Origin of the sequence: Streptomyces sp. NPDC059917 (assembly GCF_042730635.1) — a bacterium.
Lineage (GTDB): Bacteria > Actinomycetota > Actinomycetes > Streptomycetales > Streptomycetaceae > Streptomyces.
On sequence record NZ_JBHWLC010000002.1, the window covers coordinates 1 to 25,887 of the forward strand.

General features: G+C 73.0%; 22 protein-coding genes. 14 read left to right on the forward strand and 8 right to left on the reverse strand.

The annotated features are described in order from the left end of the window. Positions 1–91: 91 nt before the first annotated feature. Positions 92–1,708 carry an MFS transporter gene (locus ACFWAR_RS01210; protein WP_385772180.1) on the reverse strand — a complete coding sequence of 539 codons (1,617 nt, stop codon included), beginning with the start codon at positions 1,706–1,708 and terminating at the stop codon, positions 92–94. 172 nt (positions 1,709–1,880) lie between these two features. Here ACFWAR_RS01210 and ACFWAR_RS01215 point away from each other — a divergent pair, with 172 nt between their 5' ends. Next, entirely contained in the window at positions 1,881–3,080 is a 1,200-nt protein-coding gene (locus tag ACFWAR_RS01215) for a copper resistance D family protein (protein WP_385772181.1), read from the forward strand. Positions 3,081–3,187: 107 nt separating this feature from the next. Here the strand turns inward: ACFWAR_RS01215 and ACFWAR_RS01220 are convergent, their stop codons facing one another. Continuing rightward, positions 3,188–5,794 (reverse strand): discoidin domain-containing protein, encoded by a 2,607-nt coding sequence (locus tag ACFWAR_RS01220; RefSeq protein WP_385772182.1) that lies wholly within the window; start codon positions 5,792–5,794, stop codon positions 3,188–3,190. 369 nt (positions 5,795–6,163) lie between these two features. On the opposite strand from ACFWAR_RS01220, the gene ACFWAR_RS01225 reads away from it, so the two are divergent. Then, the gene (locus ACFWAR_RS01225; RefSeq protein ID WP_385772183.1) at positions 6,164–6,436 is read left to right on the forward strand and encodes a hypothetical protein; all 273 of its coding nucleotides are present in this window, start codon (positions 6,164–6,166) and stop codon (positions 6,434–6,436) included. Positions 6,437–6,461: 25 nt separating this feature from the next. On the opposite strand, the gene ACFWAR_RS01230 is transcribed toward ACFWAR_RS01225, so the two are convergent. Next, complete coding sequence (locus ACFWAR_RS01230; protein WP_385772184.1) at positions 6,462–7,103, reverse strand: TetR/AcrR family transcriptional regulator; 642 nt, start codon at positions 7,101–7,103, stop codon at positions 6,462–6,464. 95 nt (positions 7,104–7,198) lie between these two features. On the opposite strand from ACFWAR_RS01230, the gene ACFWAR_RS01235 reads away from it, so the two are divergent. Beyond that, positions 7,199–8,935 (forward strand): amidase, encoded by a 1,737-nt coding sequence (locus ACFWAR_RS01235; protein WP_385772185.1) that lies wholly within the window; start codon positions 7,199–7,201, stop codon positions 8,933–8,935. Positions 8,936–8,990: 55 nt separating this feature from the next. On the opposite strand, the gene ACFWAR_RS01240 is transcribed toward ACFWAR_RS01235, so the two are convergent. The 3 genes from ACFWAR_RS01240 to ACFWAR_RS01250 all read right to left on the reverse strand — a co-directional run bounded on the left by ACFWAR_RS01240 (position 8,991) and on the right by ACFWAR_RS01250 (position 11,584). Continuing rightward, on the reverse strand, positions 8,991–9,602 hold the full coding sequence (locus tag ACFWAR_RS01240; RefSeq protein WP_385772186.1) for a DUF5753 domain-containing protein: 612 nt from the start codon (positions 9,600–9,602) through the stop codon (positions 8,991–8,993). Positions 9,603–9,690: 88 nt separating this feature from the next. Continuing rightward, positions 9,691–10,110: a molybdopterin-binding protein gene (locus tag ACFWAR_RS01245; protein WP_385772187.1), complete on the reverse strand. Its 420-nt coding sequence runs from the start codon at positions 10,108–10,110 to the stop codon at positions 9,691–9,693. A gap of 733 nt (positions 10,111–10,843) precedes the next feature. Next, positions 10,844–11,584, reverse strand: coding sequence for a substrate-binding domain-containing protein (locus ACFWAR_RS01250; protein WP_385772188.1), 741 nt, complete (start codon positions 11,582–11,584; stop codon positions 10,844–10,846). Positions 11,585–11,659: 75 nt separating this feature from the next. Here ACFWAR_RS01250 and ACFWAR_RS01255 point away from each other — a divergent pair, with 75 nt between their 5' ends. The 7 genes from ACFWAR_RS01255 to ACFWAR_RS01285 all read left to right on the forward strand — a co-directional run bounded on the left by ACFWAR_RS01255 (position 11,660) and on the right by ACFWAR_RS01285 (position 18,750). Beyond that, the gene (locus ACFWAR_RS01255; protein ID WP_385772189.1) at positions 11,660–12,427 is read left to right on the forward strand and encodes an IclR family transcriptional regulator; all 768 of its coding nucleotides are present in this window, start codon (positions 11,660–11,662) and stop codon (positions 12,425–12,427) included. 104 nt (positions 12,428–12,531) lie between these two features. Further along, a complete protein-coding gene (locus tag ACFWAR_RS01260) occupies positions 12,532–13,782 on the forward strand; it encodes a 4-hydroxybenzoate 3-monooxygenase (protein WP_385772190.1) in 1,251 nt (416 codons plus the stop codon). Then, complete coding sequence (locus ACFWAR_RS01265; RefSeq protein ID WP_385772191.1) at positions 13,779–14,804, forward strand: amidohydrolase family protein; 1,026 nt, start codon at positions 13,779–13,781, stop codon at positions 14,802–14,804. The genes ACFWAR_RS01260 and ACFWAR_RS01265 overlap by 4 nt, the downstream gene beginning before the upstream one ends. A 24-nt stretch (positions 14,805–14,828) precedes the next feature. Further along, on the forward strand, positions 14,829–15,518 hold the full coding sequence (ligK, locus tag ACFWAR_RS01270; RefSeq protein WP_385772192.1) for a 4-carboxy-4-hydroxy-2-oxoadipate aldolase/oxaloacetate decarboxylase: 690 nt from the start codon (positions 14,829–14,831) through the stop codon (positions 15,516–15,518). A 2-nt stretch (positions 15,519–15,520) separates the two neighbouring features. Continuing rightward, complete coding sequence (locus ACFWAR_RS01275; RefSeq protein WP_385772193.1) at positions 15,521–16,438, forward strand: amidohydrolase family protein; 918 nt, start codon at positions 15,521–15,523, stop codon at positions 16,436–16,438. 25 nt (positions 16,439–16,463) lie between these two features. Continuing rightward, a complete protein-coding gene (gene ligA, locus ACFWAR_RS01280) occupies positions 16,464–17,774 on the forward strand; it encodes a protocatechuate 4,5-dioxygenase subunit alpha (protein ID WP_385772194.1) in 1,311 nt (436 codons plus the stop codon). A gap of 1 nt (position 17,775) precedes the next feature. Beyond that, positions 17,776–18,750 (forward strand): Gfo/Idh/MocA family oxidoreductase, encoded by a 975-nt coding sequence (locus ACFWAR_RS01285; RefSeq protein WP_385772195.1) that lies wholly within the window; start codon positions 17,776–17,778, stop codon positions 18,748–18,750. Positions 18,751–18,793: 43 nt separating this feature from the next. Here ACFWAR_RS01285 and ACFWAR_RS01290 read toward each other — a convergent pair whose 3' ends face one another. Then, positions 18,794–19,504 (reverse strand): TetR/AcrR family transcriptional regulator, encoded by a 711-nt coding sequence (locus ACFWAR_RS01290; protein WP_385772196.1) that lies wholly within the window; start codon positions 19,502–19,504, stop codon positions 18,794–18,796. A gap of 94 nt (positions 19,505–19,598) precedes the next feature. On the opposite strand from ACFWAR_RS01290, the gene ACFWAR_RS01295 reads away from it, so the two are divergent. Then, a complete protein-coding gene (locus ACFWAR_RS01295) occupies positions 19,599–21,233 on the forward strand; it encodes an amidohydrolase (protein WP_385772197.1) in 1,635 nt (544 codons plus the stop codon). Here the strand turns inward: ACFWAR_RS01295 and ACFWAR_RS01300 are convergent. After that, positions 21,200–22,291, reverse strand: a complete 1,092-nt coding sequence (locus ACFWAR_RS01300; protein WP_385772198.1) for a LacI family DNA-binding transcriptional regulator — start codon at positions 22,289–22,291, stop codon at positions 21,200–21,202. The genes ACFWAR_RS01295 and ACFWAR_RS01300 overlap by 34 nt on opposite strands. A gap of 131 nt (positions 22,292–22,422) precedes the next feature. Between ACFWAR_RS01300 and ACFWAR_RS01305 the strand changes: the two genes are divergently transcribed. The 3 genes from ACFWAR_RS01305 to ACFWAR_RS01315 are packed head-to-tail and all read left to right on the forward strand — an operon-like array spanning position 22,423 to position 25,882. Further along, entirely contained in the window at positions 22,423–24,057 is a 1,635-nt protein-coding gene (locus tag ACFWAR_RS01305; RefSeq protein WP_385772199.1) for an ABC transporter substrate-binding protein, read from the forward strand. Next, a complete protein-coding gene (locus tag ACFWAR_RS01310) occupies positions 24,054–25,007 on the forward strand; it encodes an ABC transporter permease (RefSeq protein ID WP_385772200.1) in 954 nt (317 codons plus the stop codon). Before ACFWAR_RS01305 ends, ACFWAR_RS01310 begins: the two co-directional genes overlap by 4 nt. After that, complete coding sequence (locus ACFWAR_RS01315; RefSeq protein ID WP_385772201.1) at positions 25,004–25,882, forward strand: ABC transporter permease; 879 nt, start codon at positions 25,004–25,006, stop codon at positions 25,880–25,882. Before ACFWAR_RS01310 ends, ACFWAR_RS01315 begins: the two co-directional genes overlap by 4 nt. Positions 25,883–25,887: the final 5 nt, after the last annotated feature.

Sequence of the window (25,887 nt, forward strand, 5' to 3'; positions counted from 1 at the left end):
GTAGGCGGGCGATCCTCCGCCTTGCGATGCACGGCACCAGACGCCGCGAGCCGCGCCCTTCGGGCGCCCGGCGCTACTTTCGAAACACGCCCTAGTGGTTCTCGGTGGGCCGCAGGTCTCGCGGGATCAGCTTCCAGGTGGTGACGGCCGCGATCACCGCGAGGCCACCGGCCAGGAGGAACGCCGGGGTGATGGCCAGGGTGTAGGCCTGTGAGGCGGCGTCGAGCAGGGCCTGCCCGGCGCTGCCGCCGAGCCGCTCCGCGGCGTGCGCGGCCTCGCCCACGGAGGCCCGTACGGCGCCGAGCGTCGAGCCGTCCAGGTCCAGCGCGGGAAGGTTCGCCCGGTAGAGCGCGGCGGCCGTGGAGCCGAGGATGGCCACGCCCATGGCCGAGCCGAGTTCGTAGCAGGTCTCCTCGATGGCGGCCGCGCTGGAGACCTCGTCGGCGGGCGCCGACGACATCAGGGTCACCGACGCGACCGTGGTGGCGAGGCCCGCGCCCAGGCCCATGACCGTCAGGGCCGCGGCGAAGGCGGGGTAGCCGAGGTCCGAGAACTGCTGGAGGCCCCACGGCAGGGCCATGCCCGCGGCGAGCACCACCAGCGCGGCGCCGAGGACGTGCCGGATCGCGAAGCGCTGCATGAGGGCGGGGGCCACCATCGAGGCGCCGATCAGGGCGAGCGGCGCGGGCAGCAGGCGCAGGCCGGCCTCCAGCGGCGTGTACCCCTGGCCGTACTGGAACCACTGGGTGACCAGGAACAGGATCGCGCCCATGCCCACCATCGGCAGGAAGATCGCGGTGGCGGCCACGCTGAAGGCGGGCCTGGCGAAGAGCCGGACCTGGAGCAGCGGGTTGTCCACGCGCAGCTGCCGTCGGACGAAGACGGTCAGCGATACGGCGGCGAGGACGAGCAGCGCCCAGGGCAACGGCTCCGCGACACCGCTCTTGCCCAGCTGCTTGATGCCGCCCGCGAGGGCGAGCATGCCGACGATCGACTGGCCGACGCCCCACCAGTCCCATCGTCCGGCGGCCCGGGGCGAGCGCGATTCGGGCAGGTAGCGCAGTCCGGCCGCGACGATGACCGCGGCGACGGGAAGGTTCAGGAGGAAGGCGGAGTGCCAACCGAAGTCCTGCACGAGCAGGCCGCCGACGACCGGCCCGAAGGCCATGCCGCCGCCGAAGACCGCCGCCCAGACGGCGAGGGCGAAGGCGCGCTCCTTGGCGTCGGTGAAGACGCCGCGCAGGATCGACAGGGTGGACGGCATGATCGCCGCGCCGCCGACGCCGAGCAGCGCGCGGGCGGCGATGACGTGCCAGGCCTCGGTGGAGAAGACGGCGATGAGCGAGGCGACGGCGAAGATGCCGAAGCCGACCATGAGGAGCCGCTTGCGCCCCCACCGGTCGCCGAGGGCGCCCGCGGTGACCAGGAGTCCGGACAGCGCGAGCGCGTAGACGTCGATGATCCACAGCTGCTGGACGGCCCCCGGCTGGAGGTCGCCGACGAGCGAGGGGAAGGCCACGTTGAGGATCGTGGTGTCCATCGAGATGAGCAGGAGGCTGCCGGAGAGGATCGCGAGCACGATCCAGCGGCGCGGGTCCTGCGTGCGGGTGCGCATGGGGATTCCGTTCACGGTGGTGCGGGTGGTGGTGCGGGCCGGTACGGAGGAGCACCTCGACGGGTCGGCCGGCGCGGCTCCTTCACCGCTCACGCCTCCACCAATCGAGCCTCACTCGTCCCAAACGATACAAAGATGTCTCATTTGAAGCAAGCGAGACCCGAAAAGGACCCCGGAACCCTCTCTTCCGCCAGATGAGTAAAGGTTCAACCATGTCCCCTTTGCCCCAGGGGCACGTTCGAGAGGTTAGGTTAGCCTTCCCTTTATGCAGCTCCTACATATGGCCGCCTCGGCCGGCTACACCACGCCTCCGCTGTGGCGCGTCCTGACCAAGGCCGGGTACTTCATCGGCCTGACGGGAGCGATCGGTACCACCGTCACCTACGCCACGTCCGTACGCCCCGCGCTCCGCGCGCCCTCGACCCGGGACGGCGACGCCGAGGTCATGGGACGAAGAACCGCGGGGTACCTCGCCTGGGCCGGGGTCGTCCTGCTCGTCGCGGGCTACTTCCAGCTCGCCGCACGCCTCGCCCGGGCCGGAAAGGGCATGCCGTTCGGCGACGCCCTCTCACCGGCGCGGATCGGCGACTTCCTCGGCGCACCGGCGGCCAAGGGCGCGTGGGTCGCCCAGGGCACGATCTACACGGCGCAGAACGTCCTCCTGGTCCTGACCTCCGCGACCTTGATGGCGCTGTTCCTCCCCCGGGCCCGCCGGCACCTGAACGCGCTGGCCCTGACCGCCCTGCCCCTGAGCCTCGCGGTGACGCTCGTGGGGGCCGTGCCGGCCACCGCGCCCAAGGACTCGGACAAGGTGCTCGACCTCGTCCTCGGCCAGGTGCACATCGTCAGCGGCGTGGTCTGGATCGGCGGCCTGGCCTTCCTCGCGGCCCTCGCCACCGCCCGCGGCCGACTCGGCGAGGGCGCGGGCCTGATGTGGGCCGACGTCTGGCGCCGCTTCTCGCTGGTCGCCCTCGTCTGTGTCGGCGCCGTCCTCACCTCGGGCCTGTGGATGGGCTGGAAGCACGTCGGCGCCATCAGCCAGCTGTGGACGACGACCTACGGACTCTTCCTCCTGGTCAAGATCCTGCTGGTGCTCGGCATGGTCGCGGCCGGCGGCCTCAACCAGTTCTGGCTGATGCCCCGCATCGCCAAGGCCCGCGCGGCGGACGACACGTCCTCGCTCGTGCACCTGACCCTGCGGCACTTCCCGAAGGTCGTCTGGGGCGAGGTCGCCCTCGGCGTCGCCGTCCTGGCCGTGGTCCCGTTCCTCAGCGGCTCCGCCCGCTCCGAGGCGGGCAGCCCGCCCGCCGTCTCCACCGGCAGCATCTTCACGGTGGGCCTCCTGCTCGTCCTCACCCTGGTGGCGTCCCTCTACATCACGGTGCGCACCTCCGACGCCCTGGCCCGCCGCACCACCTCCACCCCTGCCCCCGCCCCCTCCTCCTCCACACCCGCCTCCGCCTGACCCCGCACACACAGGCAAGGCTCAGCTGACCCCACCGGGTCCTCCCCTCCGTCCGCGCGCGGCGGGGCGCCCCGCGGCCCGCGCCGCGGGACGCCCCGCCCGGACCGTCAGGCGACGGTGACGAAGCGGGCGGTGCTCGGCACCCCCTGGGCGTCCAGGGCGAAGAGCATGTAGGTGCCGGGCAGGACCACGCCCTTGTCCGCCGGGACGGAGACCGTGTAGGTGCCGCCGCCCGCGGCCGTGGACACCAGCGGGACCCGCCGCTGGTCGTTGTCCGTGGAGTGGGTCGCGGCCGCGGCCCGCATCAGGACGAAGGAGGCCACCGATCCCTCGGCCGTGACCGAGAGCCGGGCTCCGGCATCGACCCGGGGCGGCACGCCGCCGGTGATGACGGGACGCGGCTTGGCCGAGCCGTCGGCGTTCAGCAGGTACGGCGGGGTGAACACGGCCCCGTCGGCGTGGTTGGTGGCGCAGTCGCCGCACAGGCCGCCGCCGCCGGAGAAGATCCGCCCGTCGGGCAGCAGGTTCGCCACGCTGTGGTAGTTGCGCGGGATGGCCATGGTGGCGAGCTGGGTGAAGCTCCCGGTCGCCGGGTCCCACAGCTCGGGGGTCAGTACGGACGTGGCGTCGCTGAACGGCACCGGGTACGACTGCCCGCCGAAGACGGCGACCTTGCCGTCGGGCAGGACGACGCTGTTGCCGAAGGCGCAGGCGTACCCCATGTCGCCCGTGCGCGCGGCCCGGACCTGGTCGCCGTCGATGCCGACGGTGTACGCGCGCCGGGTGGCGGGCGTCTTCTCGTACGCGGGCGAGCCGCCCAGGGTGAGCAGCTTGCCGATGTCGTACGCGACGGCGTTGCCGGTCATGGCGTCCTGGCTGTCGGCCCGCGCACCGGCGGAGGTGATGCTCCCGTTCCCGGCGGTCGTGATCCAGTTCATCTGCTTGCTCGGCCCCAGCTGGAGCACCTTGCCGCCCGAGGTGGCGTGCAGCCACATGTGGTTGTCCGCGCGGTAGGCGCCCGCCGGGTCGGCCGTCATCGCCGGGAGGGCGGGGGCCCCGGGCAGCCTGCGCCAGGTGCGGGTGTCCGGGGACCAGACCTCCCCGGCCTTGTCGCCCGCGGCTCCGCTCCAGGAACCGCCGAGGACGAAGGCCTCACCGGTGGAGAGCAGGGTCATGGCCTGGTAGCCGCGGGCGATGTTCATGCTGGCGGTCGCGGACCAGGCGTCGGTGGCCGGGTCGTAGATGCTCGCCTTCTCCGCGTTGCTGCCGCCGGTGACCAGGACCCGGCCGTCGGCCAGCATCACGATGCCCGGGCAGAACATGTCGTGGCCGGTGTTGTCGATGCGGCGCTGGGTGACCTTGCCCGTCTTCAGGTCCAGGATCGCGGTCTGCGTGTAGCCGTTGCTGCCGCCGAAGCGGTCGACCGCGTACGCCGACCAGGCCAGGAGCTTGTCACCGGGCAGGACGGCGGTGGCCACCGGCACCAGGGGGAAGCCGGTGATCCGGCCCCAGGAGCCGTGCGCGGCCGGATCGGCCGGGCCGCTCAGGCGTATCTCGGCGGCGGAGGTCCAGGGACCGCGCGCACCGGCCTCGCTGGTCACGCGCAGGCGTATGTAGCGGGCGTTCTCGGTGCGGGTGAAGGTGGCGGTCTTGACGGTGTCGTCGTCGCGCCAGGTGCCCGCGGCGACCGGTGCGCCGAAGGTGGCGCCGTCGGTGCTGGTGCTGATCGTGTAGGCGCCCGCCCGCCCGTTGGGGCCGTCGTTGCGGGGCTGGTAGACCAGGGCGGAGACGGCCGTGGTGCGGTGCGTGTCGATGGTGATGGTGTGCGGCAGCGGGGTCGGGGTCCCGGCGTACTTGCTGTGCCAGATGGTGGCGGCGTCACCGTCGAGGACGTTGGCCGCGCGGCCGTTCGCCGCGCCGGTCTCCTCGTCGCTCGCCGTGGCCGTCCATCCGGTCCGGGGCAGGTCGACGGTGGCGGCCGGGGTTCCGGGGTCGCCCAGCAGGTTGAGCTCGGCGGCGGAGCTCCACGGGCCGCGGTTGCCGGCCTCGGTGGCGGCGGTGAGCCGCACGAACCGGGCGCCCTGCGGGGCGAATCCGAGGGTCTTGGCGCCGGCGTCGTCCGCGAGGGTGCCGGTGGCGACCGGAGCGCCCCAGTTCTGGCCGTCCGCGCTCAGGCTGATGCCGTACTCACCGACGCGCCCGTTGGGTCCGTTGGTGCGGGGCTGGTAGAGGAGCGCCGAGACCACCACCGTGCGGTGCATGTCGATGGTGATGGCGTGCGGCAGCGGGGCCGGGGTCCCGGACCACTTGCTGTGCCAGATGGTGGCCGCGTTCCCGTCGAGGACGTTGGCCGCGCGGCCGTTCTCCCCGCTGGTCTCCTCGTCGCTCGCCGTGGCCGTCCATCCGGTCCGGTCGAGGAGCGGAGCCGTGGGTTCCATGGCGTTCGCCGGGGCCACGCCGTGGTGCGGCGACTGTTTCGCCGTCTGCTGGTCGAAGGGCACGGGCGCAGGTCGCGGCGCCGGGTCCCGACCGGCGCGCCCGGTGCTCGCCACACCGAGCAGGGGGGTGATGCCGACGAGCAGCGAGCCGAGGGCGAAGGCGATGAGCAGATGGGAGCGGCGCAGAGCTCGGGAAAGGGTCAGGGCGCGGGTACGGGTACGGGTGCGGATGCCGGTACGGGTGCGGGCGCTGGTGCCGGTGCGTCTGGGATGCAATCGGAACTCCTGGGCGAAAAGTGAACCGCTGCGGGCCCCTAGAAGATAGGTCAGCGCACTCCAACTCGCCGCTCCAAAGAGGGAGTTGACGCGAACTGGCGCCGCAACGGGCGGAGCCGCCCATTCCGCCGGGCCCGACGGCGCCACGCCTCACCACCTTCGAGTGGTGTCGCCCACACTCCGCATGCCCAGCTTCCAAGGCGGGGGCACCAGAAGGCACTTCGATCCGCAGGGCGAAACGACATCCCACCTTGAAGCCCCAAGGGAAGCCGCTGACACGCGAGTTGTGACCCCGTAAACCCCAGGGGCACTGTCAGAGGCAGGTGGCACCATCTGGGCCGGTGGTCCCATCAGCTACAGGGGGTAGGCATGGAGAGCACGACTGCGTACGCATGGCCTCGCGGGGCGGAGGCGGCGGACAGCGCGGCATTGGAGCGCTGGCTGGCCGACCACGGCTGGGAGGTGGACCCGATGGTGTTCATGGCCGGGGGCCTGGGCCCGGCGGTCCAGGTCCGACCGGTCGGGTCCGCCCCCGACGGCGAGTCGGGGCTGCTCATCCTGCCGGGCGAGACGGTGGAGTTCGCCGGGACCAGGATGCGGATCGCCCACCACGCCGGGGTCCCTGCCGGGGCCTGCGCCTAGCACTGCGGCGGCTCCGCGTACGTCGTCACGCCCGCCCGGTCGGGCGCAGTTCCCGTTCGAGGGCGGACAGGGCGAAGGCGTGCGCGGAGGTGTCCTGCCAGCGGGACCGCCCGAACATCACGTCCTCGGAGAGGCCGCTCAGCATGGCCACGGCCCGGATGGTGAACTCGGGAAGGTCCACCTCGGCGAAGTGCCCCAGGTCCCGACCCTCGCGGAGGATGGCCTCCAGTCGCTCGTCCCAGCCGTCCAGCAGGGCGGTGAGGGTGCGCCGACCCGCCTCGTCGTGGCGCTGGGCCAGCACCTGCGTCCACAGCGCGTAGCGTTCGTCGCCCTGGTGGCGGGGCAGGTAGGCGCGGACGAACAGGTCCAGCTTCTCGGCGGGGGACGCGGCCCGCTCGGTGGCCCGCTCGAAGCCGTCCCAGAGGTCCGCCTGGCTCCAGGCGAGGACCTCGAGCAGCAGCCGGTCCTTCTTGCCGAAGTGGTAGAGGATGTGCCCGGTGCTCATCCCGGCCCGCGCGGCGATGTCCGACATCCTCAGGCCCGCGGTGCCCTTCTCCGCGATCACGCTGATGGCGGCCCGCATCGCCCGCCCCCGCGCTTCGTCCCCGCTGGGCTGACGCTTCCGGTCCACCGGAGGCCGGGCCGGCCAGGCCTCTGACGTCGACATGAGCACACCTCGGTTCGATGGGGTTAGATTCTTAGTCTAGATTATTGCTCTAGACTGAAAATCTAGTCAGTTCCGCCATTCCGGGAGACAGTCGTATGACGCGCCGATTCGATGTTGTGGAGACCTCCGTCGCCGACCTGCGCACGGCGCTGGAGAAGGGCGGGACCACCGCGGTGGACCTGCTCGACGCCTACCTCGCGCGGATCGACGCGTACGACCGGCCCGGTACGGCCACGGCCCTGAACGCGATGGTCGTGATGAACCCGGACGCCCGCGCCGAAGCGGAGGCCTCCGACGCCCGCCGCGCCCGCGGCGAGACGCTCGGCCCGCTGGACGGCATCCCGTACACCGCCAAGGACAGCTACCTCGCCAAGGGCCTGACGGCCGCGTCCGGCTCCCCCGCCTTCGAGCACCTCGTCGCACAGCGCGACGCCTTCGCCATCGAACGGCTGCGCGCGGGCGGCGCCGTCCTCATCGGCCTGACCAACATGCCGCCGATGGCCAACGGCGGCATGCAGCGCGGCGTGTACGGCCGCGCGGAGAGCCCGTACAGCGCCGACTGGCTCACCAGCGCCTACGGCTCCGGGTCCTCCAACGGCTCCGGCACCGCCACGGCGGCGTCGTTCGGCGCGTTCGGCCTCGGCGAGGAGACCTGGTCCTCGGGCCGCGCCCCCGCCTCGAACAACGCGCTGTGCGCCTACACCCCGAGCCGCGGCGTGATCTCGACCCGCGGCAACTGGCCGCTCGTACCGACCATGGACGTGGTCGTCCCGCACACCCGCACCATGGCCGACCTGCTCGAACTGCTCGACGTCGTCGTCGCCGACGACCCGAACGCGCGCGGGGACCTGTGGCGCGCGCAGCCGTGGGTGGCCCTGCCCGCACCGTCACAGGTGCGCCCCGCCTCCTACCCGGCCCTCGCGCCCGCCGACGCCGCAGCCGCGTCCGAGGCGCTGGCCGGCAAGCGCGTCGGCGTGCCCCGCATGTACATCAACGCCGACCCCGGGGCCGGAACGAACCCGACCGGCGGCATCGGCGGCCAGACCGGGCAGCGCGTGGACACCCGGCCTTCGGTCATCGCCCTGTGGGAGGCGGCCCGCCGCGACCTGGAGGCCGCCGGCGCCGAGGTGGTCGAGGTCGACTTCCCCGTCGTGTCGAACTACGAGTCCGACCGCCCCGGCGCGCCCTCCCTGTTCACCCGGGGACTGGTCGGCCGCGACTACCTCACCTTCGAGATCGAGGACCTGTCCGCCTGGGCCTGGGACGACTTCCTGCGCGCCAACGGCGACCCGGCGCTCTCGACCCTGGCCGAGGTCGACGGCGCCCGCATCTGGCCCAAGCAGGAGGGCGAACTGCCCGACCGCTACGAGGGCTTCGACGACACCGTCGGCGACTACCCGCGCTTCGTGCGCGAGCGCCCGTACGCCTCCCTCGCCGACATGCCGCTCCTCGAAGAGGGGCTGCGCGGGCTGGAGGAGACGCGCCGGGTCGACCTGGAGCTGTGGATGGACGGGCTGGGCCTGGACGCGGTGGTCTTCCCCGCCGTCGCGGACGTGGGCCCCGCGGACATGAACGTCGACGCGGCGTCCGCCGACCTCGGTTGGCGCAACGGCGTCTGGGTCGCGAACGGCAACCTGGTCCCCCGCCACCTCGGCATCCCGACCGTGACCGTGCCCATGGGCACCATGGCGGACATCGGCATGCCCGTCGGCCTGACCTTCGCCGGTCGCGCCTACGACGACAACGCCCTGCTGACCCTGGCCGCCGCCTTCGAGAGGACCGGCACCCGACGCACGCCCCCGCCGCGCACCCCCCGCCTGCCGCAGCGGTGACCCGCCCGGCCGAAGCCGCCGTCCGGGGCCTCGGGGCCTCGACGCCCCGGCGGCGTCAGGTCGTCGCGGACGCCTTCGCGATCAGGTCGCGTGCGGCCGGGCCGTAGACGGCCGAGGGCCGCAGGAGCGCGAACGCCTTGCGGAACGGGGAGACCCGGCCCTCGTCCGTGATCGTCTCGGCCCCGCGGTACCCCTCGACCTCGACCCTGCGGTCGTCGAAGATCGAGAACCCGCCTCCCGGATGGACCAGGAGGCGGGCCCGGGCCGGGACGATCCCCAGGGACAGGCCCGGCAGGTCCGTCGCGTCCAGCAGTCGGCGCAGCTGGCCCCGCATGACCTCGGGGCCGCCGAGGTGGGTGTACAGGGCCTGTTCGCCGAGCAGGATGTGGAAGGTCCGCCCGTCCCGGCCGATGTACCGCGCGCGGGCCGTACGGGCGGCCACCCCTGCCTCGACGTCGTCCGGGGTCCCGTAGAAGTCCACGACGAGGCGCAGCACGGCCGCCGCGTACCCGGGCGTCTGCAGGAGCCCCGAGACGAGGTCCGGGCTGTAGCCCTCGTAGTCGCGCGTGGCCCTGACGAGGTCCAGGAACGTCTGCTGCACCGGGCCCGTGCCCGTACGAAGGAGGTCGTCCCACGCCGGGGGCGCGTCCTGCGGAGGTGTCGTCATGCACGCGATCGTGACACCGGGACGGCCCTCCGGCACGAAGGATGGCCTGAACTGCTCGCAGAGCGGCTCACCTTCGGTGCGGAAACGATCAGACGGCGGAGAGGGAGACCTCGGTCGCCTTGATCAGCGCGACGACGGAGGATCCGGCGGCGAGACCGAGGGCCTCGACGGCGTCCTTGGTGATCGCGGCGGTGAGTTCGCCGCCCTCGACGGAGACCTTGACGGAGCCCATGGCGCCGCCGGTCGCGACGTCGGTGACGGTGCCCGGGATCTGGTTGCGGATGGAGATGCCCTCGACGGGGCCGGTGGCGAGGGCGACCTCGGTGGACTTGACGAGCGCCTTGACGGCGGAGCCCTGCGCCAGGCCCAGGTCCTTGACCGCGTCGGTGGTGATCGCGGCGGTGATGTCCTGGCCACCGGCGAGGCGCACCTTCACCGAGGCCATGGCCTCGCCCGTGGTGACGGCGGTGACGGTGCCGGCGATCTGGTTGCGGATGGACAGGCTCATGGAAAACACGCCTCACACAATAGGAAACGAAAATGCAGGCCGTTCTGTGACCTGCGTCATCTTCGACATTACCCGATGAAAAATCATGCTCCACACGGCTGCATCGCATTCACCAGCCAAATGGCCGTAAGTGGCTCGCGCATTCGAACATGGCCTCTGAACTGGGACTTTCGCCTCGCCCCCGTGATCGACTCCCCTGCTGGACGACGGGTCTCCACAGGGCAAATGCGGCGCCCCGATCGGTCGAGCGGCAGCAAATGCCCTGGCGAAATCACCGACTCGCCCCGCATGTGCGCGGGCCGATGTGAAGAGGCGGAACGGAGGGGATTTTCCGCACCTCGGCAGCCGCCGCGGCATGCCGTCCCGTACCTGCCGGTCCTCGCGGCAGGTCCGCCTCTTGGGTGATCCACCGGATCCGCACGGGCCCCACCTGCCCGTTTCCGTGTCCGGATCCAGTCGTCCCACCGGGTCGGCGATTGGTTGACTGACGGGCACAGGCCCCGGGCGCGAGAGCGGCTCCTCCGCCACGGGGCCCACCGCAGGAGACCCCTGCGCGCCGATCGCGGTGTTCGGCGCGCAGGGGCCCTGACGCTCCGGGGAGGCGCGCCTGCCCGGCCGGGACCTCGGGCGGCCGGTCCCGGTGGGGCCGGTGTCACGGGCGCGGGCACGGCTCAGGCGGAGCCCGGCAACGACGGGCGGCCGCGACGCACGGACGGCTCCCGCGTCGCCTCCCTCAGGATGCGGAGCTGCCGTCCGGCGGTCCCGAGCACCCCTCACCGCTGTCCCCCGAAGCCCGCATGCCCCTGGCCCGGGCGATCTCGGCCCCCGTGCCGGAGCCGAAGAAGTCGAGGACCTCGAGGGCGGGGCCGGGCCGGGAGGCCGAGGCCAGTACGCCCCCGCTGAACGTCGAGGTGATGGCGGTGTCCCCCGGCAGCGGTCCGGCGATGGTGACGCCCGGCAGGTCCATCAGCTCGCTGTGCTGCTGAAACGCCAAGTCGGCCCGGCCGCCGGACAGCAGGCTGCCGACCGGCACGCCCGGCGGTGCCTGGACCAACCGACCGGCGAGCGCGTCGGCGAGACCCAGTCGGCCGATCAGATCGAGCAGGGCCGTCCCGCTCGGACCGGTGGAGTAGGCGATCTTCCTCGCGGACCGCAGAGCGGCCCGCAGGTCGGCGTCCGAGTCGAGCGGCGGAACCGGTGATCCCGCCGGTACGGCGGCCACGACCTGGGAGGTCCACAGCGGCCGCGCCGTGCCCACCAGGAGGTGGCCCTCCTGCGCCAGCGCGGTCAACGCCCCGTCGGCGAGCACGAGCAGGTCGGCCTCGGCGCCCTCGCGCACCCGCCGTGCGATGTCGACCCCACCGGCGGCCTCGAAGCGCACGGCGAGCCCGCGCTCGAGCCGGATCCGCTCGGACAGCTCGGCCAGCAGCAGCCGTGTCGCCATCGAGGACAGCCCGCAGATCGCTGTGTTCACGTCGCCTCCTTGGTGTCCGGCAGAGCGTACGGCGCCCGTCGGGGCCGCTCGACGCGGGTCTGCGAAACTGACCGGGTGAGCGCAACCCGGAGCACGGCGGCCGGAAAGGTCCTCGACGTCCTCGCGGCCTTCGACCGCGAGCACACGTCGCAGACACTGTCGGAGATCGCCCAGCGCACCGGCCTGGCCCTGAGCACGACCCACCGCGTGGTGGCCGAACTGGCGGCGTGGGGAGCGCTGGAGCGCGGGGAGGACGGGTCGTGGCACGTCGGGCTGCGGCTCTGGGAGATCGCCTCGGGGTGTCCGCGCACCCAGATCCTGCGCGACGTGGCGCTGCCCTTCATGCAGGACCTCTACGAGGCGACCCACGAGAACATCCAACTCGCGGTGCGCGAGGGCACGGAGCTGGTGTTCGTCGAGCGGATCGCCGGGCACCGGTCGGTGGAGCTGATGACGATGGTGGGAGCCCGCTTCCCGATCGGCTCCACCGGGATGGGGCGGGTGCTGCTCGCCCACGCGCCGCCGGACCTCCAGGAGGAGGTCCTCGGATCGCCGCTGCGGGCCTGGACCCCGCACACCGTCACCGACCCCAGGACGCTGCGCGCGCAGCTGGGCCGCATCCGCCGCGAACAGGTCTTCGTCAGTGACCGGCAGCTCTCGGAGAGCACCGTCGCGGTGGCCGCGCCCGTGCGGATCGGCCGCAACGGGCAGGTCGGCGCCGCGCTCGGGATCGTGATCGCGGCACGTGGGGCGAGCCGTGCGCGCGGACTGCGCGAGCCGCTCCTGAGGGCCGCGCACGAGATCTCCGCCGAGCTCGGCCGCCGCACCCGCCCCGCTCCCTGAGATCCGAACGGGCTTCCGCCTGACGGAAACGCCGGAGACCGGCCACGGCCCCGGGTGCCAACGTTCGACGTGTGCGAAACGTCCATCGTTGCTCAGGAGATGCCATGGCCGACGCCGTCGTCGACACCGTTTCCCCGGTTCCCGTCGCGGTCCTCGGCGCCGGTCCCGCCGGTCTGATGCTCGCTCACCGGCTGGGGCGGGCCGGAGTCGACACGATCGTGGTCGACACCCGCTCCCGGCACGAGATCGAGACGACGCAGCGGGCCGGCATCCTGGAGGCCGACGCGGCCCGGGACCTGGTCGAGACCGGCGTCAGCGACCGGATCCTGCGCGACGGCCACGAACACGAAGGCACCGAGCTGCGGTTCGGCGGCCGGGCGCACAGGATCGACTTCAAGGCGCTGGTCGGCGAGTCGGTGTGGCTCTACCCGCAGACCGACGTGTTCATCGACCTGGCCGACGCGCGGGACCGCGACGGCGGCACGGTCCACTTCGGGGTCGCGGACACCGAGGTCCTCGACGTCACCACCCGCGCGCCGCGGGTCCGGTACACCGCGGCCGACGGAACCCGGCACGAGGTCCGCGCACGGTACGTGGTCGGTGCGGACGGCTCCCGCGGCATGTGCCGGGGCCTCGTCCCCGAGGACCGGCGGGTGCGGTACGGCAAGGAGTACCCCTTCGCGTGGTTCGGCGTCATGGCCGAGGCACCGCCGAGCGCACCCGAGCTGGTCTACGCCCATTCCGGGCACGGCTTCGCGCTGATCAGCCGGCGGACCGAGGCCGTGCAGCGGATGTACTTCCAGTGCTCCCCGGACGAGTCCACGGGCGCCTGGCCGGACGACCGCGTCTGGGAGACGCTCCAGGCCCGGGTGGCCGGCGAGGACGGCTTCCGCCTCCGGGAGGGCCCGATCCTGGACAAGACGGTGCTGCGGTTCCGCTCGTTCGTGCAGGAGCCGATGCGCTGGGGCTCGATGGTGCTCGCCGGGGACGCCGCGCACACCGTGCCGCCGACCGGCGCCCGCGGACTCAATCTCGCGCTGCACGACGTGAAGGTCCTGGCCGACGTCCTCCTGCGGGCGCTCGCCGCCCCGGGCGAGGCCGCGCTGGAGGACTACCAGCCGCGCGCGCTGCGACGGATCTGGCGGGCGCAGAGCTTCTCCCACTGGATGACCCGGCTGCTGCACACCCCGCCCGGCGCCACCCCGTTCGACCTGCGCCGCCAACTCGGCGAGCTCGACGGCGTGGTGGGCACGCGCGCCGGCCGCACCTATCTCGCCGAGCAGTACACGGGCTGGCCCGTCGGCTCCCGGGGCCGACCCCGGCGGCCCCGACGATCCCGAGGGGACAAGCCATGATCATCGACTGCCACGGCCACTTCACCACGGCGCCGCCGCAGCTGGCCCGGTGGCGTGAGCGGCAGGTCGCGGCGGTCGGCTCCCCCGCGGACGCGCCCCGTCCCGACGACCTCGTCATCACCGACGACGACCTCCGCGAGGCCGTCGAGGGCAACCAGTTGCGCCTCATGGACGAGCGGGGCAGCGACCTGACGATCTTCTCCCCGCGGGCCAGCTTCATGGCCCACCACATCGGCGACTTCCGGGTCTCCGCGACGTGGGCGCGGATCTGCAACGATCTGGTCCACCGCGTCAGCGGGCTCTACCCCGACCGCTTCGCGATGGGCGCCATGCTGCCGCAGTCGCCGGGCGTCGACCCGGCCGCCTGCCTGCCCGAACTGCGCCGCGCGGTCGAGGAACTCGGCGCGGTGTCGGTCAACCTCAACCCCGATCCGTCGGGCGGCAGGTGGACCGCGCCCCCGCTGACGGACCGCGGCTGGTACCCGCTCTACGAGGCGCTGGTCGCCTACGACGTCCCCGCGATGATCCACGTCAGCACCTCCTGCAACCCTGCCTTCCACACGACGGGCGCCCATTACCTGAACGCGGACACCACGGCGTTCATGCAGCTGGTCCAGGGCGACCTGTTCGCCGACTTCCCGTCGCTGCGGTTCGTGATCCCCCACGGCGGCGGCGCGGTGCCCTACCACTGGGGTCGCTTCCGCGGTCTGGCGATGGCGCTGGGCCGGCCGGACCCGGAGACGCTGCTGGACAACGTCTTCTTCGACACCTGCGTGTACCACCAGCCCGGCATCGACCTGCTCACCCGGGTGGTGCCCAGCCGGTCCCTGCTGTTCGCCAGCGAGATGATCGGCGCGGTCCGCGACGTCGACCCGCGCACCGGCCACCACTTCGACGACACGAAGCGGTACGTGGAGGCCACCGCGCACCTCACCCACGAGGAACGGGCCGCCGTCTACTGCGGCAACGCCCTGCGCGTCCACCCCCGACTCGCCGCCCGGCTCACCGCCGCCGGCCGCTGACCCCCTGCCCCAGGAGACGCACCCATGGAACACACCCGGCTCGGTGTCGTCCACACCGCGATCACCCGCGCCGACCCGAAGGACGTGGCAGCGCTGTCGGCGTTCGGCGTCGCGACCCTCCACGAGGCGATGGGCCGGGTGGGGCTGATGCGCCCGTACCTGCGCCCCGCCTACGCCCGGGCCCGCCTGTGCGGGACGGCGGTGACCGTGCTGCTGCAACCCGGCGACAACTGGATGCTCCACGTCGCCGCCGAGCAGATCGAGGACGGGGACGTGGTGGTCGCGGCCTGCACGACGGAGAGCGAGGACGGCTTCTTCGGCGAACTGCTCGCCACCTCCTTCCGCGCCCGTGGCGGCCGGGGCCTGGTCATCGACGCGGGCGTGCGCGACGTGGCCGAGCTGGAGGAGATGGACTTCCCGGTCTTCGCCCGCGCGGTCAACGCCAAGGGCACGGTCAAGGCCACCCTCGGTTCGGTCAACGTGCCGGTGGTCTGCGCCAACGCCCTGGTCAGGCCGGGCGACGTCGTCGTGGCGGACCGCGACGGCGTCGTGGTGGTGCCGCGCGAACGGGCCGCCGAGGTCGCCGGGGCGGCCACCCGGCGCGAGGCGGGCGAGGAGGGCAAACGGGTGCGGTTCCGCGCGGGCGAACTGGGCCTGGACATGTACGCCATGCGCGGCCCGCTGGCCGAGCTCGGCCTGCGCTACGAGGACTGACGATGACGGGCTTCGAGAAGACCCCGGGCTGGCTGGACTGGTACGCCGATCCGAGCGGGCCGCGGCTGCGGCTGCCCGAGGGGGCCGTCGACGCGCACTGCCACGTGTTCGGCCCGGGGGCCGCGTTCCCGTTCGCGCCGGAGCGCAAGTACACCCCGTGCGACGCCTCCAAGGAGCAGCTCTTCGCCCTGCGCGACCACCTGGGCTTCACCCGCAACGTCGTGGTCCAGGCGACCTGCCACGGCGCCGACAACAGTGCCATGGTCGATGCCCTGCGGTCCTCGGGAGGGCTGGCCCGGGGCGTGGCGACCGTGCGGCCGGAGGTCCGCGACGCCGAGCTGCGGGAGCTGCACGAGGCCGGGGTGCGCGGCGTGCGGTTCACCTTCCTCAAGCGGCTCGCCGACGCGGCGCCGCACCACGACCTGCGGGACCTCGCCGAGCGGATCGCCCCCTACGGGTGGCACGTCGTCGTCTACTTCGAGGCGTCCGACCTCGCCGACCTGCGCGACCTCTTCCTGTCGGTACCGGTTCCGCTGGTCGTCGACCACATGGGCCGACCCGATGTCACCAAGGACCCGTACGGCCCCGAGTTCGAGGCGTTCCTGGACCTCATGCGGGCCGGGCCGGACATCTGGTGCAAGGTGACCTGCCCCGAGCGGCTGTCCTCGAGCGGCCCGCCGGCCCTCGACGGCGAGCGGTCGGCCTACCGCGACGTGGTCCCCTTCGCCCGCCGCGTGGTCGAGGAGTTCCCCGACCGGGTGCTGTGGGGCACGGACTGGCCGCACCCGAACCTCGCCGCCCACATGCCCGACGACGGCCTGCTCGTCGACTTCGTCCCGCACATCGCGGCGACACCGGAGCTGCGGCGACGGCTCCTGGTCGACAACCCGATGCGCCTGTACTGGCCGGACGCCGGCTGACCCGTCCCACGATCGGAGCCCGACCTTGTCACTGGACAAGAGCTACAAGCTGGTACCGGGGACCACCGTCTTCGACGCCGAGCAGTCCGCCCGGGGCTACCACCTCAACCAGTTCTGCATGTCGCTGATGACGGCGGAGAACCGCGAGCGCTACCTCGCCGACGAGCGGGCCTACCTGGACGCGTGGCCGCTGCGGGAGGAACAGAAGCGGGCGCTGCTCGACCGTGACCTCAACGCCGCGATGGAGGAGGGCGGCAACATCTACTTCCTCGCCAAGTGGGGCGCGACGCTGGGCTTCTCGTTCCAGCGGATGGCCGGTTCGATGACGGGCATGACCGAGGAGGAGTACCGCGCGATGATGGTCGGCGGCGGCCGCTCCGTCGAGGGCAACCGCATCGATCACGCCGTCCTGGAGGCGGCGCACGCCGATCCGGCTCCCCCGGCCGAACACGCCGTGATCACCGGCGCGGTCTTCACCTCGCACGTGCCGGCGATCGGCGCGGCGATGGACCACGGCAGGACCGACGAGCCCTATTGGCGGCCGGTCTTCGAGGGGTACGAGTTCTCCCGGGCATGGGAGCGGGAGAACCTCCCGGACGTGGTCTTCCTGGTCTACAACGACCACGCGTCCGCCTTCGACCTGTCCTTGATCCCGACCTTCGTGCTCGGCACCGGCGCGGCCTACGCCACCGCCGACGAGGGGTACGGCCCCCGCCCGGTCCCCGGCATCGAGGGCGACCCCGATCTGGCCGCTCACATCGCGCACTCGCTGATCAGCGACGACTTCGACCTCACGCTCGCCAACGAGATGACCGTCGACCACGGCCTGACCGTCCCGCTGTCGCTGCTGTTCGGCGACGTCGAGAAGTGGCCGTGCAAGGTGATCCCGTTCCACGTCAACGTGGTGCAGTACCCGGTGCCCTCGGGCGCCCGGTGCTTCACGCTCGGCCGGGCGCTGCGCAGGGCGATCGAGTCCTACGACCGGCCGCTGAGGGTCCAGGTGTGGGGCACCGGTGGCATGAGCCACCAGTTGCAGGGCCCGCGCGCCGGTCTGATCAACCGGGAATGGGACGGGGCCTTCCTCGACCGGCTGGTCGGGGATCCGGTCGGGCTGTCGCGGGTGCCGCACCTGGAGTACGTCGAGGAGGCCGGCTCGGAGGGCATCGAGCTGGTCATGTGGCTGATCGCCCGGGGGGCGATGAGCGACGTCGACGGGGCCGGACGGGTCGAGGTCAAGCACCGCTTCTACCACGTGCCGGCGTCCAACACCGCCGTCGGCCATCTGATCCTCGAAAACCACCCCCGGGCCCAGGAGCCCGCCGAAGGAGTCAACTGACATGAGCGACGACCGGACCCTGCGGGTCGCCCTGGCCGGCGGCGGCGCCTTCGGCGCCAAGCACGCGGCCGCGCTGAAGCGGATCGAGGGCGTCGAGGTGACCGCCGTGGTGAGCGGCACCCTGGAGAGCGCGCGGACGTTCGCCGCGGAGCAGGGCGTCGGCCGCGCCGTGGCCTCCCTGGACGAGGTGCTGGCGATGGACGACGTCGACGCCGTCGTCCTCGCCACGCCCACCCCGCTGCACGCCGCGCAGACGCTGGCCTGCCTCGACGCCGGCAAGCACGTCCAGGTCGAGATCCCCCTGGCCACCTCCCTCGCCGACGCCGAGGCGTGCCTGGAGGCGCAGCGGCGCACGGGGCTGGTCGCCATGGTGGGCCACACCCGGCGCTTCAACCCGAGCCACCAGTGGGTGCGGCGGCGGATCGGGGCCGGGGCGTACGGGATCCAGCAGATGGACGTGCAGACGTACTTCTTCCGCCGTACGAACCTCAACGCCCTCGGGCAGCCGCGCTCGTGGACCGACCACCTGCTGTGGCACCACGCGGCGCACACCGTCGACCTGTTCGCCCACCAGAGCGGTTCCCCGATCGTGCGGGCCAACGCCGTCCAGGGCCCGATCCATCCGGAACTCGGCATCGCGATGGACATGTCGGTCCAGCTGCTCGCGGCGAACGGCGCGATCTGCACCCTGTCGCTGTCGTTCAACAACGACGGGCCGCTCGGCACGTCCTTCCGCTACATCGGCGACACCGGCACCTACCTCGCCCGCTACGACGACCTGTTCACCGGCGGGGACGAGCCGATCGACGTCAGCGGGGTCGACGTCTCGACGGACGGGATCGAGCTGCAGGACCGCGAGTTCGTCGCCGCCATCCGCGAGGGCCGCGAACCGAACTCCTCCATCGCCCAGGTCATGCCCTGCTACCGGACGCTGGCGGCCCTGGAGGAGCAGCTCCGCGCGATCCCGGGCGCCTGAGCCCGCCCCGCGGGCGGCACCCCGCCCGCGGGGCGGAGCCGGTTCAGGCTCCGGGCGGCGCGGGGCGCAGCGCCGCCATCGCGTTGAGCATCAGCTCCAGGGCGAAGGGGTAGCCGCTGTCGCGCATGTCGGCGGCGAGCAGCGGGAAGGCCGCGGCGACGTTCGGGTGGGTGTCGGCCGGCAGCCTGCTGTAGACCGCGTTCCAGACGGCCTCGTCCGCCTCCCTGGCCGCCTTGGGCAGGGCGAGGGCGGCGGCGTCCAGGGTGGCGAAGGCCAGGGCCTGGTCGACGAACGCGTGGTAGGCGCGGACGGCGAAGGGGTCCGGGAAGCCCGCCGAGCGCAGGATCCCGAGGATCCGCTCGACGGCCCGGGTCTCGTGCGGGCGCCCCGTCGTGCGGTAGGCGCCGAGGGCGGCCGCCTGCGGGTGGGCCAGGTAGCAGGCGTGGATCCGCAGGCCCATCGCGCGCAGGTCCTCCCGCCAGTCCCCGGTGGCCCGCCAGCCCTCCTGGGCCCTGCCGATCAGCTCGTCCGCGAGGGCGAGGAGGAGCGCGTCGGTGTTGTGGAAGTAGCGGTAGAGCGCGCTCGGGTCGGCTCCGAGCGCGGCGCCCAGTCTCCGTACGGAGAGCGCGTCGGCGCCGTGCTGGGCGACCAGCCGCAGCGCCGTCTCGACGATGAGCTGTTCCGAGAGGACGGCGCCCTGCTTGGTGGGTCTGCGGCGCCGGCGGCCGCCTTCGGGGATGACACGTTCGGACATGGCCGGGACCTTACGTCAACACCATTGACGTGTAAACGGCCTTGCGGCTTCCATGGCGCCCATCCCCCGCCGCCTCACGCTCTGGAGCTCTCACATGGCCAAGGCCGATCTGGTCTTCACCCGCGGCCCCGTCTTCACGGTGGACCCGGCCCGCACCCGGGCGACCTCGCTCGCCGTCGTCGGCGACCGGATCGCGGCCGTCGGCCACGACGAGGTGCGCGAGCTCGTGGGGCCCGGCACCGAGGTGGTCGACCTGACGGGGAAGCTGCTGCTCCCCGGCTTCCAGGACGCCCACGTGCACCCGGTCTTCGCCGGGGTGGAGATGGCCGAGTGCGATCTGACCGACACCGTCGGCGTGGACGACTACCTGGCCCGGATCCGCGCGTACGCGGACGCGCACCCCGACCGCGAGTGGATCACCGGTGGCGGCTGGTCGATGGAGAGCTTCGAGGGCGGGCTGCCGACGCGGCAGCTGCTCGACGCCGTCGTCCCGGACCGCCCGGTCCTCCTGGCCAACCGGGACCACCACGGCGCCTGGGCCAACACCCGGGCGCTCGAACTCGCCGGGATCACCGCCCGCACCCCCGATCCCGCCGACGGCCGGATCGAGCGCGAGCCCGACGGCGCCCCCAGCGGCATGCTCCAGGAGGGCGCCACCTCGCTGGTCGGCCGGTTGCTGCCGCCGAGCACCCGGGAGGAACTCCTCGCCGGGCTGCTGCGGGCCCAGAAGCTGCTGCACTCCCTCGGCATCACGGGCTGGCAGGACGCGATGCTCGGCGAACTGGGCGGCCGGCCCGACCCCTCGGACGCCTACCTGGCCGCGGCCGGGGACGGCTCGCTGACGGCCCGGGTGACCGGGGCGCTGTGGTGGGACCGGGCCCGGGGCGCCGAGCAGATCCCCGAGCTGGTGGCCCGGCGCGAGAAGCTGCGGGCCGGACGGTTCCGCGCGACCTCGGTGAAGATCATGCAGGACGGGGTCGCGGAGAACTTCACCGCCGCCATGACCTCCCCCTACCTGGACGGCTGCGGCTGCGCCACCGCCAACAGCGGTCTGAGCTTCGTCGAGCCCGGGGCGCTGCGCGGGTACGTGACGGAGCTGGACGCCCTCGGCTTCCAGGTGCACTTCCACGCCCTCGGCGACCGGGCCGTGCGCGAGGCCCTCGACGCGGTCGAGTCGGCCGTGGCCGCCAACGGGCACCGCGGCAACCGCCACCACCTCGCCCATCTCCAGGTCGTCCACCCCGAGGACCTCACCCGCTTCGCCGCGCTCGGCGCCCTGGCCAACATCCAGCCGCTCTGGGCGGCCCACGAGCCCCAGATGGACGACCTGACCATCCCGTTCCTGGGCCCGGAGCGCTCCGCCTGGCAGTACCCGTTCGGCGACCTGGTGCGCGCGGGCGCGACCCTCGTCGCGGGCAGCGACTGGCCGGTGAGCAGCCCCGACCCGCTGGCGGGCATCCACGTGGCGGTGAACCGCCGGGATCCCGGAGCCGGGCACGAGCGGATCTTCTACCCCGAGCAGCGGCTCGACCTGCCGACCGCGCTGGCCGCCTACACGGCCGGGTCCGCCCACGTGAACGGTCACGACGACGCGGGCAGCCTGCGGGTCGGCAACCTCGCGGACCTGGTCGTCCTGGACCGCGACATCCTCACGGCGCCCCCGGAGGAGATCGCCGGGGCCCGGGTGGAGCGGACCTACGTCGGCGGCCGACTCGTCCACTGCGGCTGAGCGGGCCGCAGCGATGACGCCCGTACGTCGAGGCGGGTCGGGACGAGCACGCCCGCCGCCTCCCGGTCGCCGCGTTCCAGGACCGCGACCAGGGCTTCGACGCCCGCCTCCGCGATCGCCTCGGGCCGCAGGCTCAGGGTGGTCACCGGCGGCTCGGTGTGCTCGGCGGTGACGTCCTCGCTCACGCAGACGAGGAGCAGGTCGCCGGGGACGGCGTAGCCGAGCCGACGCGCCGCGTCCAGGACGAGGGGCGGACTCGCCTCGGCCACGACGAGCAGGGCGTCGGGCCGTGCCCCGTCGGCCGCCGGGTCGCCCGCGAGGGCGGTCTCGACGGCGCGGACGACGGGACCGTTGCCCGGTGCGCCGACGCGCACGACCCGTTCGGGCACGCCGAGTTCCGCGCACCACGCGCGGTGCGCGGCGAACACCTCGGTGTGGAAGCGGGTGGTGCTGTCCGGCACCACGAGGACGGGTCGGCGGGCGCCCTGCTCGCGGACGTGGTCGAGGGCGCCCCGCACGGCGGCTCCGGCGTCCACGTCCACCCAGTACGCCCCGGGCCGCCCCTCGACGGAGCGGTCGCTGAAGACGGGGACGCGGGCGGAGAGGAGGTCATCGACGATCGGGTCGTCGGCGACGGGGTCGGCGACGATCACCGCGTCGAGCGACAGGTCCGCCCACTCGCTCTGCAGGGACCCGGCGGGCAGCAGCACCACGGCGTAACCGCGTCGCAGCGACGTCGCCGCGGTGGCCGCGGTCAGCCGGGCGAAGTACGGCGACTCCAGGAAGGTCCAGGGGGCGCCGGCGAACTCCCCGACCACGTATCCGATCAGTCTGGCCCGTCCCGCGCGCAGCCGGCGCGCGGTGGCGTTGGGCCGGTAGCCCATGGTGCGCGCGGTTTCGCGGGCCTTCTCCCGGACTTCGGGAGAGAGTCTTCCGGTGCCGTTCAGTGCCGCCGAGACGGTCGTCTTGGAGAGGCCCGCCTCGCGGGCCACGTCGACCAGGCGGACGCGCGGAAGGGGCGGCGAGGGCTGCCCGCCGGGCAGCGAGGCTTCGGTCATGCCACTGATGCTGCCACCCTCGTGACCTTTGCAAAACCGTTCCCGCACCACCTTGTGCGGGAACGTTCCCGCATCAATACTCGCTCCATCCCACAGCGCCCGTCACTACACCCGTAAAGGGGTGGGTCTGCATGCGCACGTCCCGAACCATCGCGCTCCTCCTCTGTACCGCCGCCCTCGCGGCCACCACCGGTGCCTGTTCCGGGGCCACCGCCCCCAAGGCCGCCGGCGGCTCCGGCTTCGAGGTCACCCCGCTCTCGCCGCCCGCCCAGGGCCCGCTGGACTCCGTCACCTGGTCCCTGTACGCCGAGCCCTACACGCTGGACTACGCCCTCGCCTACGACTACCCGCCGAACACCGTGCTCGCCAACGTGTGCGAGCAGCTCATGCGGGTCACTCCCGACATGAAGGTCGAGCCCGGCCTCGCGGTGAAGTACGACCGCCCCGACCCGCTCACGCTGGTCTACACCCTGCGCCCCGGGGTGAGGTTCCACGACGGCACGACCATGACCGCCGACGACGTGGTCGCCTCGCTCCGGCGCCAGATGGCCCCGGAGACCGGCTCCCCCTGGGGCTCGGCGTTCAAGAACGTCAGGGCCGTCGAGAAGACCGGACCGCTGGAGGTGACGCTCCGGCTCACCAAGCCCGACGTCTTGCTCCACGAGCTGATGGCCGCCTCCCCGGGCACCATCGAGAGCGCCGCCACCCTCGCCAAGGCCGGGAAGGACTACGGCACTCCCGCGGGCAAGGTCAACTGCACCGGCCCGTACTCCCTCGATTCCTGGTCCCAGGGCACCGAGATCGTCCTGAAGAAGCACGGCGCGTACTGGGATCCCCGGCTGGCCCCGAAGTCCGACACCGTGAAGTTCACCTTCGTCGAGGACGTGGCGGCCCGCACCAACGCCTTCCTGTCCGGCACCGCCGACGGCGGGTACATGGTGGCCCCCGCGACCATCGGACAGCTGCGCTCGGGCGGCAAGGGCAGCGTCCTCTTCGGCCCCAACACCGCCGCGTCCAACCTCGCCGTACTCGACTTCGGCGGCCCGCTCGGCGACCTGAAGGTGCGCAGGGCCCTCTCCCTGGCCCTCGACCGGAAGAACATCGTCAAGGCCGCCGCCGGCGGCATCGGCGTCCCCGCCAAGTCCCCCACCGCGCGCGGCGCGTGGGCGCTGGCCCCGGAGCGGACCGCCGCGCTGTACGACACCCTGCCCGAGCCCGGTTACGACCTCGCCGCCGCGAAGAAGCTCGTCCAGGAGGCCGGCGCCACCGGCCGCAAGATCACCCTGGTGACCAGCACGCTCGCCCCCGAGATCAGCGTCGTCGCCAACGCCGTGCAGGCCGCCGGGCGGGAGATCGGCCTCGACGTCGTCCTGCGGTCCGTGGCCCCCGAGGCGTACAGCAGCATCTTCGTCGACCCGAACGCCCGCGCCGGGCTGGACCTGGTCATCACCAACGCGTACGACAACACCCCCGACCCGCTGGAGTTCTACCAGTACCTGCGCACCGGCGACTTCGGGAACTACGGGAAGTGGTCGAACGCCGAGTACGACGCCGCCTTCGACCGGGCCAACGCCGAACCCGACGCCGGCAAGCGCGCGGAGCTGACCGCCGAACTCCAGCGGATCGCCCTGCGCGAGCTGCCGACCATCCCCCTCTACGAGGCGCCGTACCTGGTCTTCCTCGGCAAGCGCGTGACCGGCGCCCCGACCGGGATAGCCCAGCTGTACTACCCGTGGGCCGCGACGATCGGGGCCGCGGCGAAATGACGCGCTACCTCATCGGACGCATCCTCGGCCTGGCGGCGGTGCTGTTCGCGACCTCCCTCGTGGTCTTCGGCAGCGTCCACCTGGCCCCCGGCGACCCGGTGTCGTTCCTGCTCCACGGCCGCCCCGCGACCCCCGAGGCCGTGGCGGCCCTGCGCTCCCAGTACCACCTGGACGACCCGCTGCCCGTGCAGTACGCGAAGTGGCTCGGCGGCGTCCTGCGGGGCGACTTCGGCAGCTCCGCCCAGTTCCACCAGGACGTGTCCGCGCTCATCGGATCCCGGCTGCCCGGCACGGCCCTGCTCGTCGGGTACGCGGCGCTGCTCGTCGCCCTCATCGGCGTGGCGGCCGGGGTCCTCGCCGCGCTGCGGCCCGGCCCGCTGGACCGGGCGGTGCTCCTCGGCAGCGGCGTCGCCACCGCCACCCCGTCCTTCGTGACCGCGATCGCGCTCGTGTCCCTGTTCTCCGTCCGGCTGGGCTGGTTCCCCGGCCCCGGCGGCACACCCGTCGGCCTCTCCGAACGGCTGCACCACCTGACCCTGCCGGCCTTCGCCCTCGCGCTGACCTTCGCCGGTCTGCTCGCCCGGGTGACCCGCTCGGCGATGCTCGACGAACTCGGCCGGGAACACGTCGAGGTGGCCCGCGCCCGCGGCGTCCCGGGCCGGACCGTGGTCCGTCGGCACGTCCTGCGCAACGCGCTCGGCCCCGTCGTCACCGTCGGCGGCACGATGCTCGCCGGACTCCTCATCAGCACCTCGATCGTCGAGACGGCCTTCGACGTGCCCGGCCTCGGCTCCCTGCTCGTCCAATCGGTCACCGCCAAGGACTTCGCCGTCGTGCAGGCGATCACCCTGCTCAGTGTGGGCGCCTTCGTCCTCGTCAATCTGGCGGTCGACCTGCTCGCACCCCTCATCGACCCCCGGCTGTCGCTCCACGGGGAAGGCTCCCTATGACCACCACCGCTCCTCCGGAGCCCGCGGTCCTGCGCCGCCGACCCGGCCTGCGCCCCCTGCGCCTCCTCGCCCAGGGGCCGTTGTTCACCGCTTCGGTCGCGGTGCTCGCCCTCCTCGTCCTGATCGCCGCGCTCGCCCCCGTCCTCGCCCCGTACGACCCCGAGGCCCTCGACCTCACCGCGAGCCTGACCGGGACCACCGGCGAACACCTCCTCGGCACCGACCAGTCCGGACGGGACGTCCTGTCGCGGCTGATGTACGGGGCGCGCACCGGACTGCTCGGCCCGCTCCTCGTCGTCGGCGTCTCGACCCTGGTCGGCACCCTGCTCGGCGTGGCGGCCGCCTGGCGCGGCGGGTGGGCGGACTCCGTGCTGTCCCGCTCGATGGACATGGTCTTCGCGATCCCCGGACTCCTGCTCGCGATCCTGCTGGTCTCCGTCGTCGGCCCGGGGATGACGGCGCCCGTGATCGCGATGGCGGTGGCCTACACCCCGTACGTGGGGCGGCTGGTGCGCGGCATCGCGCGCCAGGAGAAGGCCCGCCCGTACATCGAGTCCTACCGGGTCCAGGGCTGGTCCGGCTGGACCGTCTGCCTGCGCCACCTGCTGCCCAACATCGCCGCCACCGTCTTCGCCCAGTCCGCGATGAACTTCGGGTACGCGCTGATGGACCTGGCGGCCCTGTCCTACCTCGGCTTCGGCGTGCAGCCGCCGACCGCCGACTGGGGCGCCATGATCAATGAGGGCCAGTCGGCCGTCCAACAGGGGGCGATGCTGCCCGCCCTCGCGCCCTCCGCGTGCATCGTGCTCGCGGTGGTGGCGTTCGGCATCGTCGGCGAGGGCCTCGCCGACCGGATCGCGAGGCGGAAGCGGTGAACCGT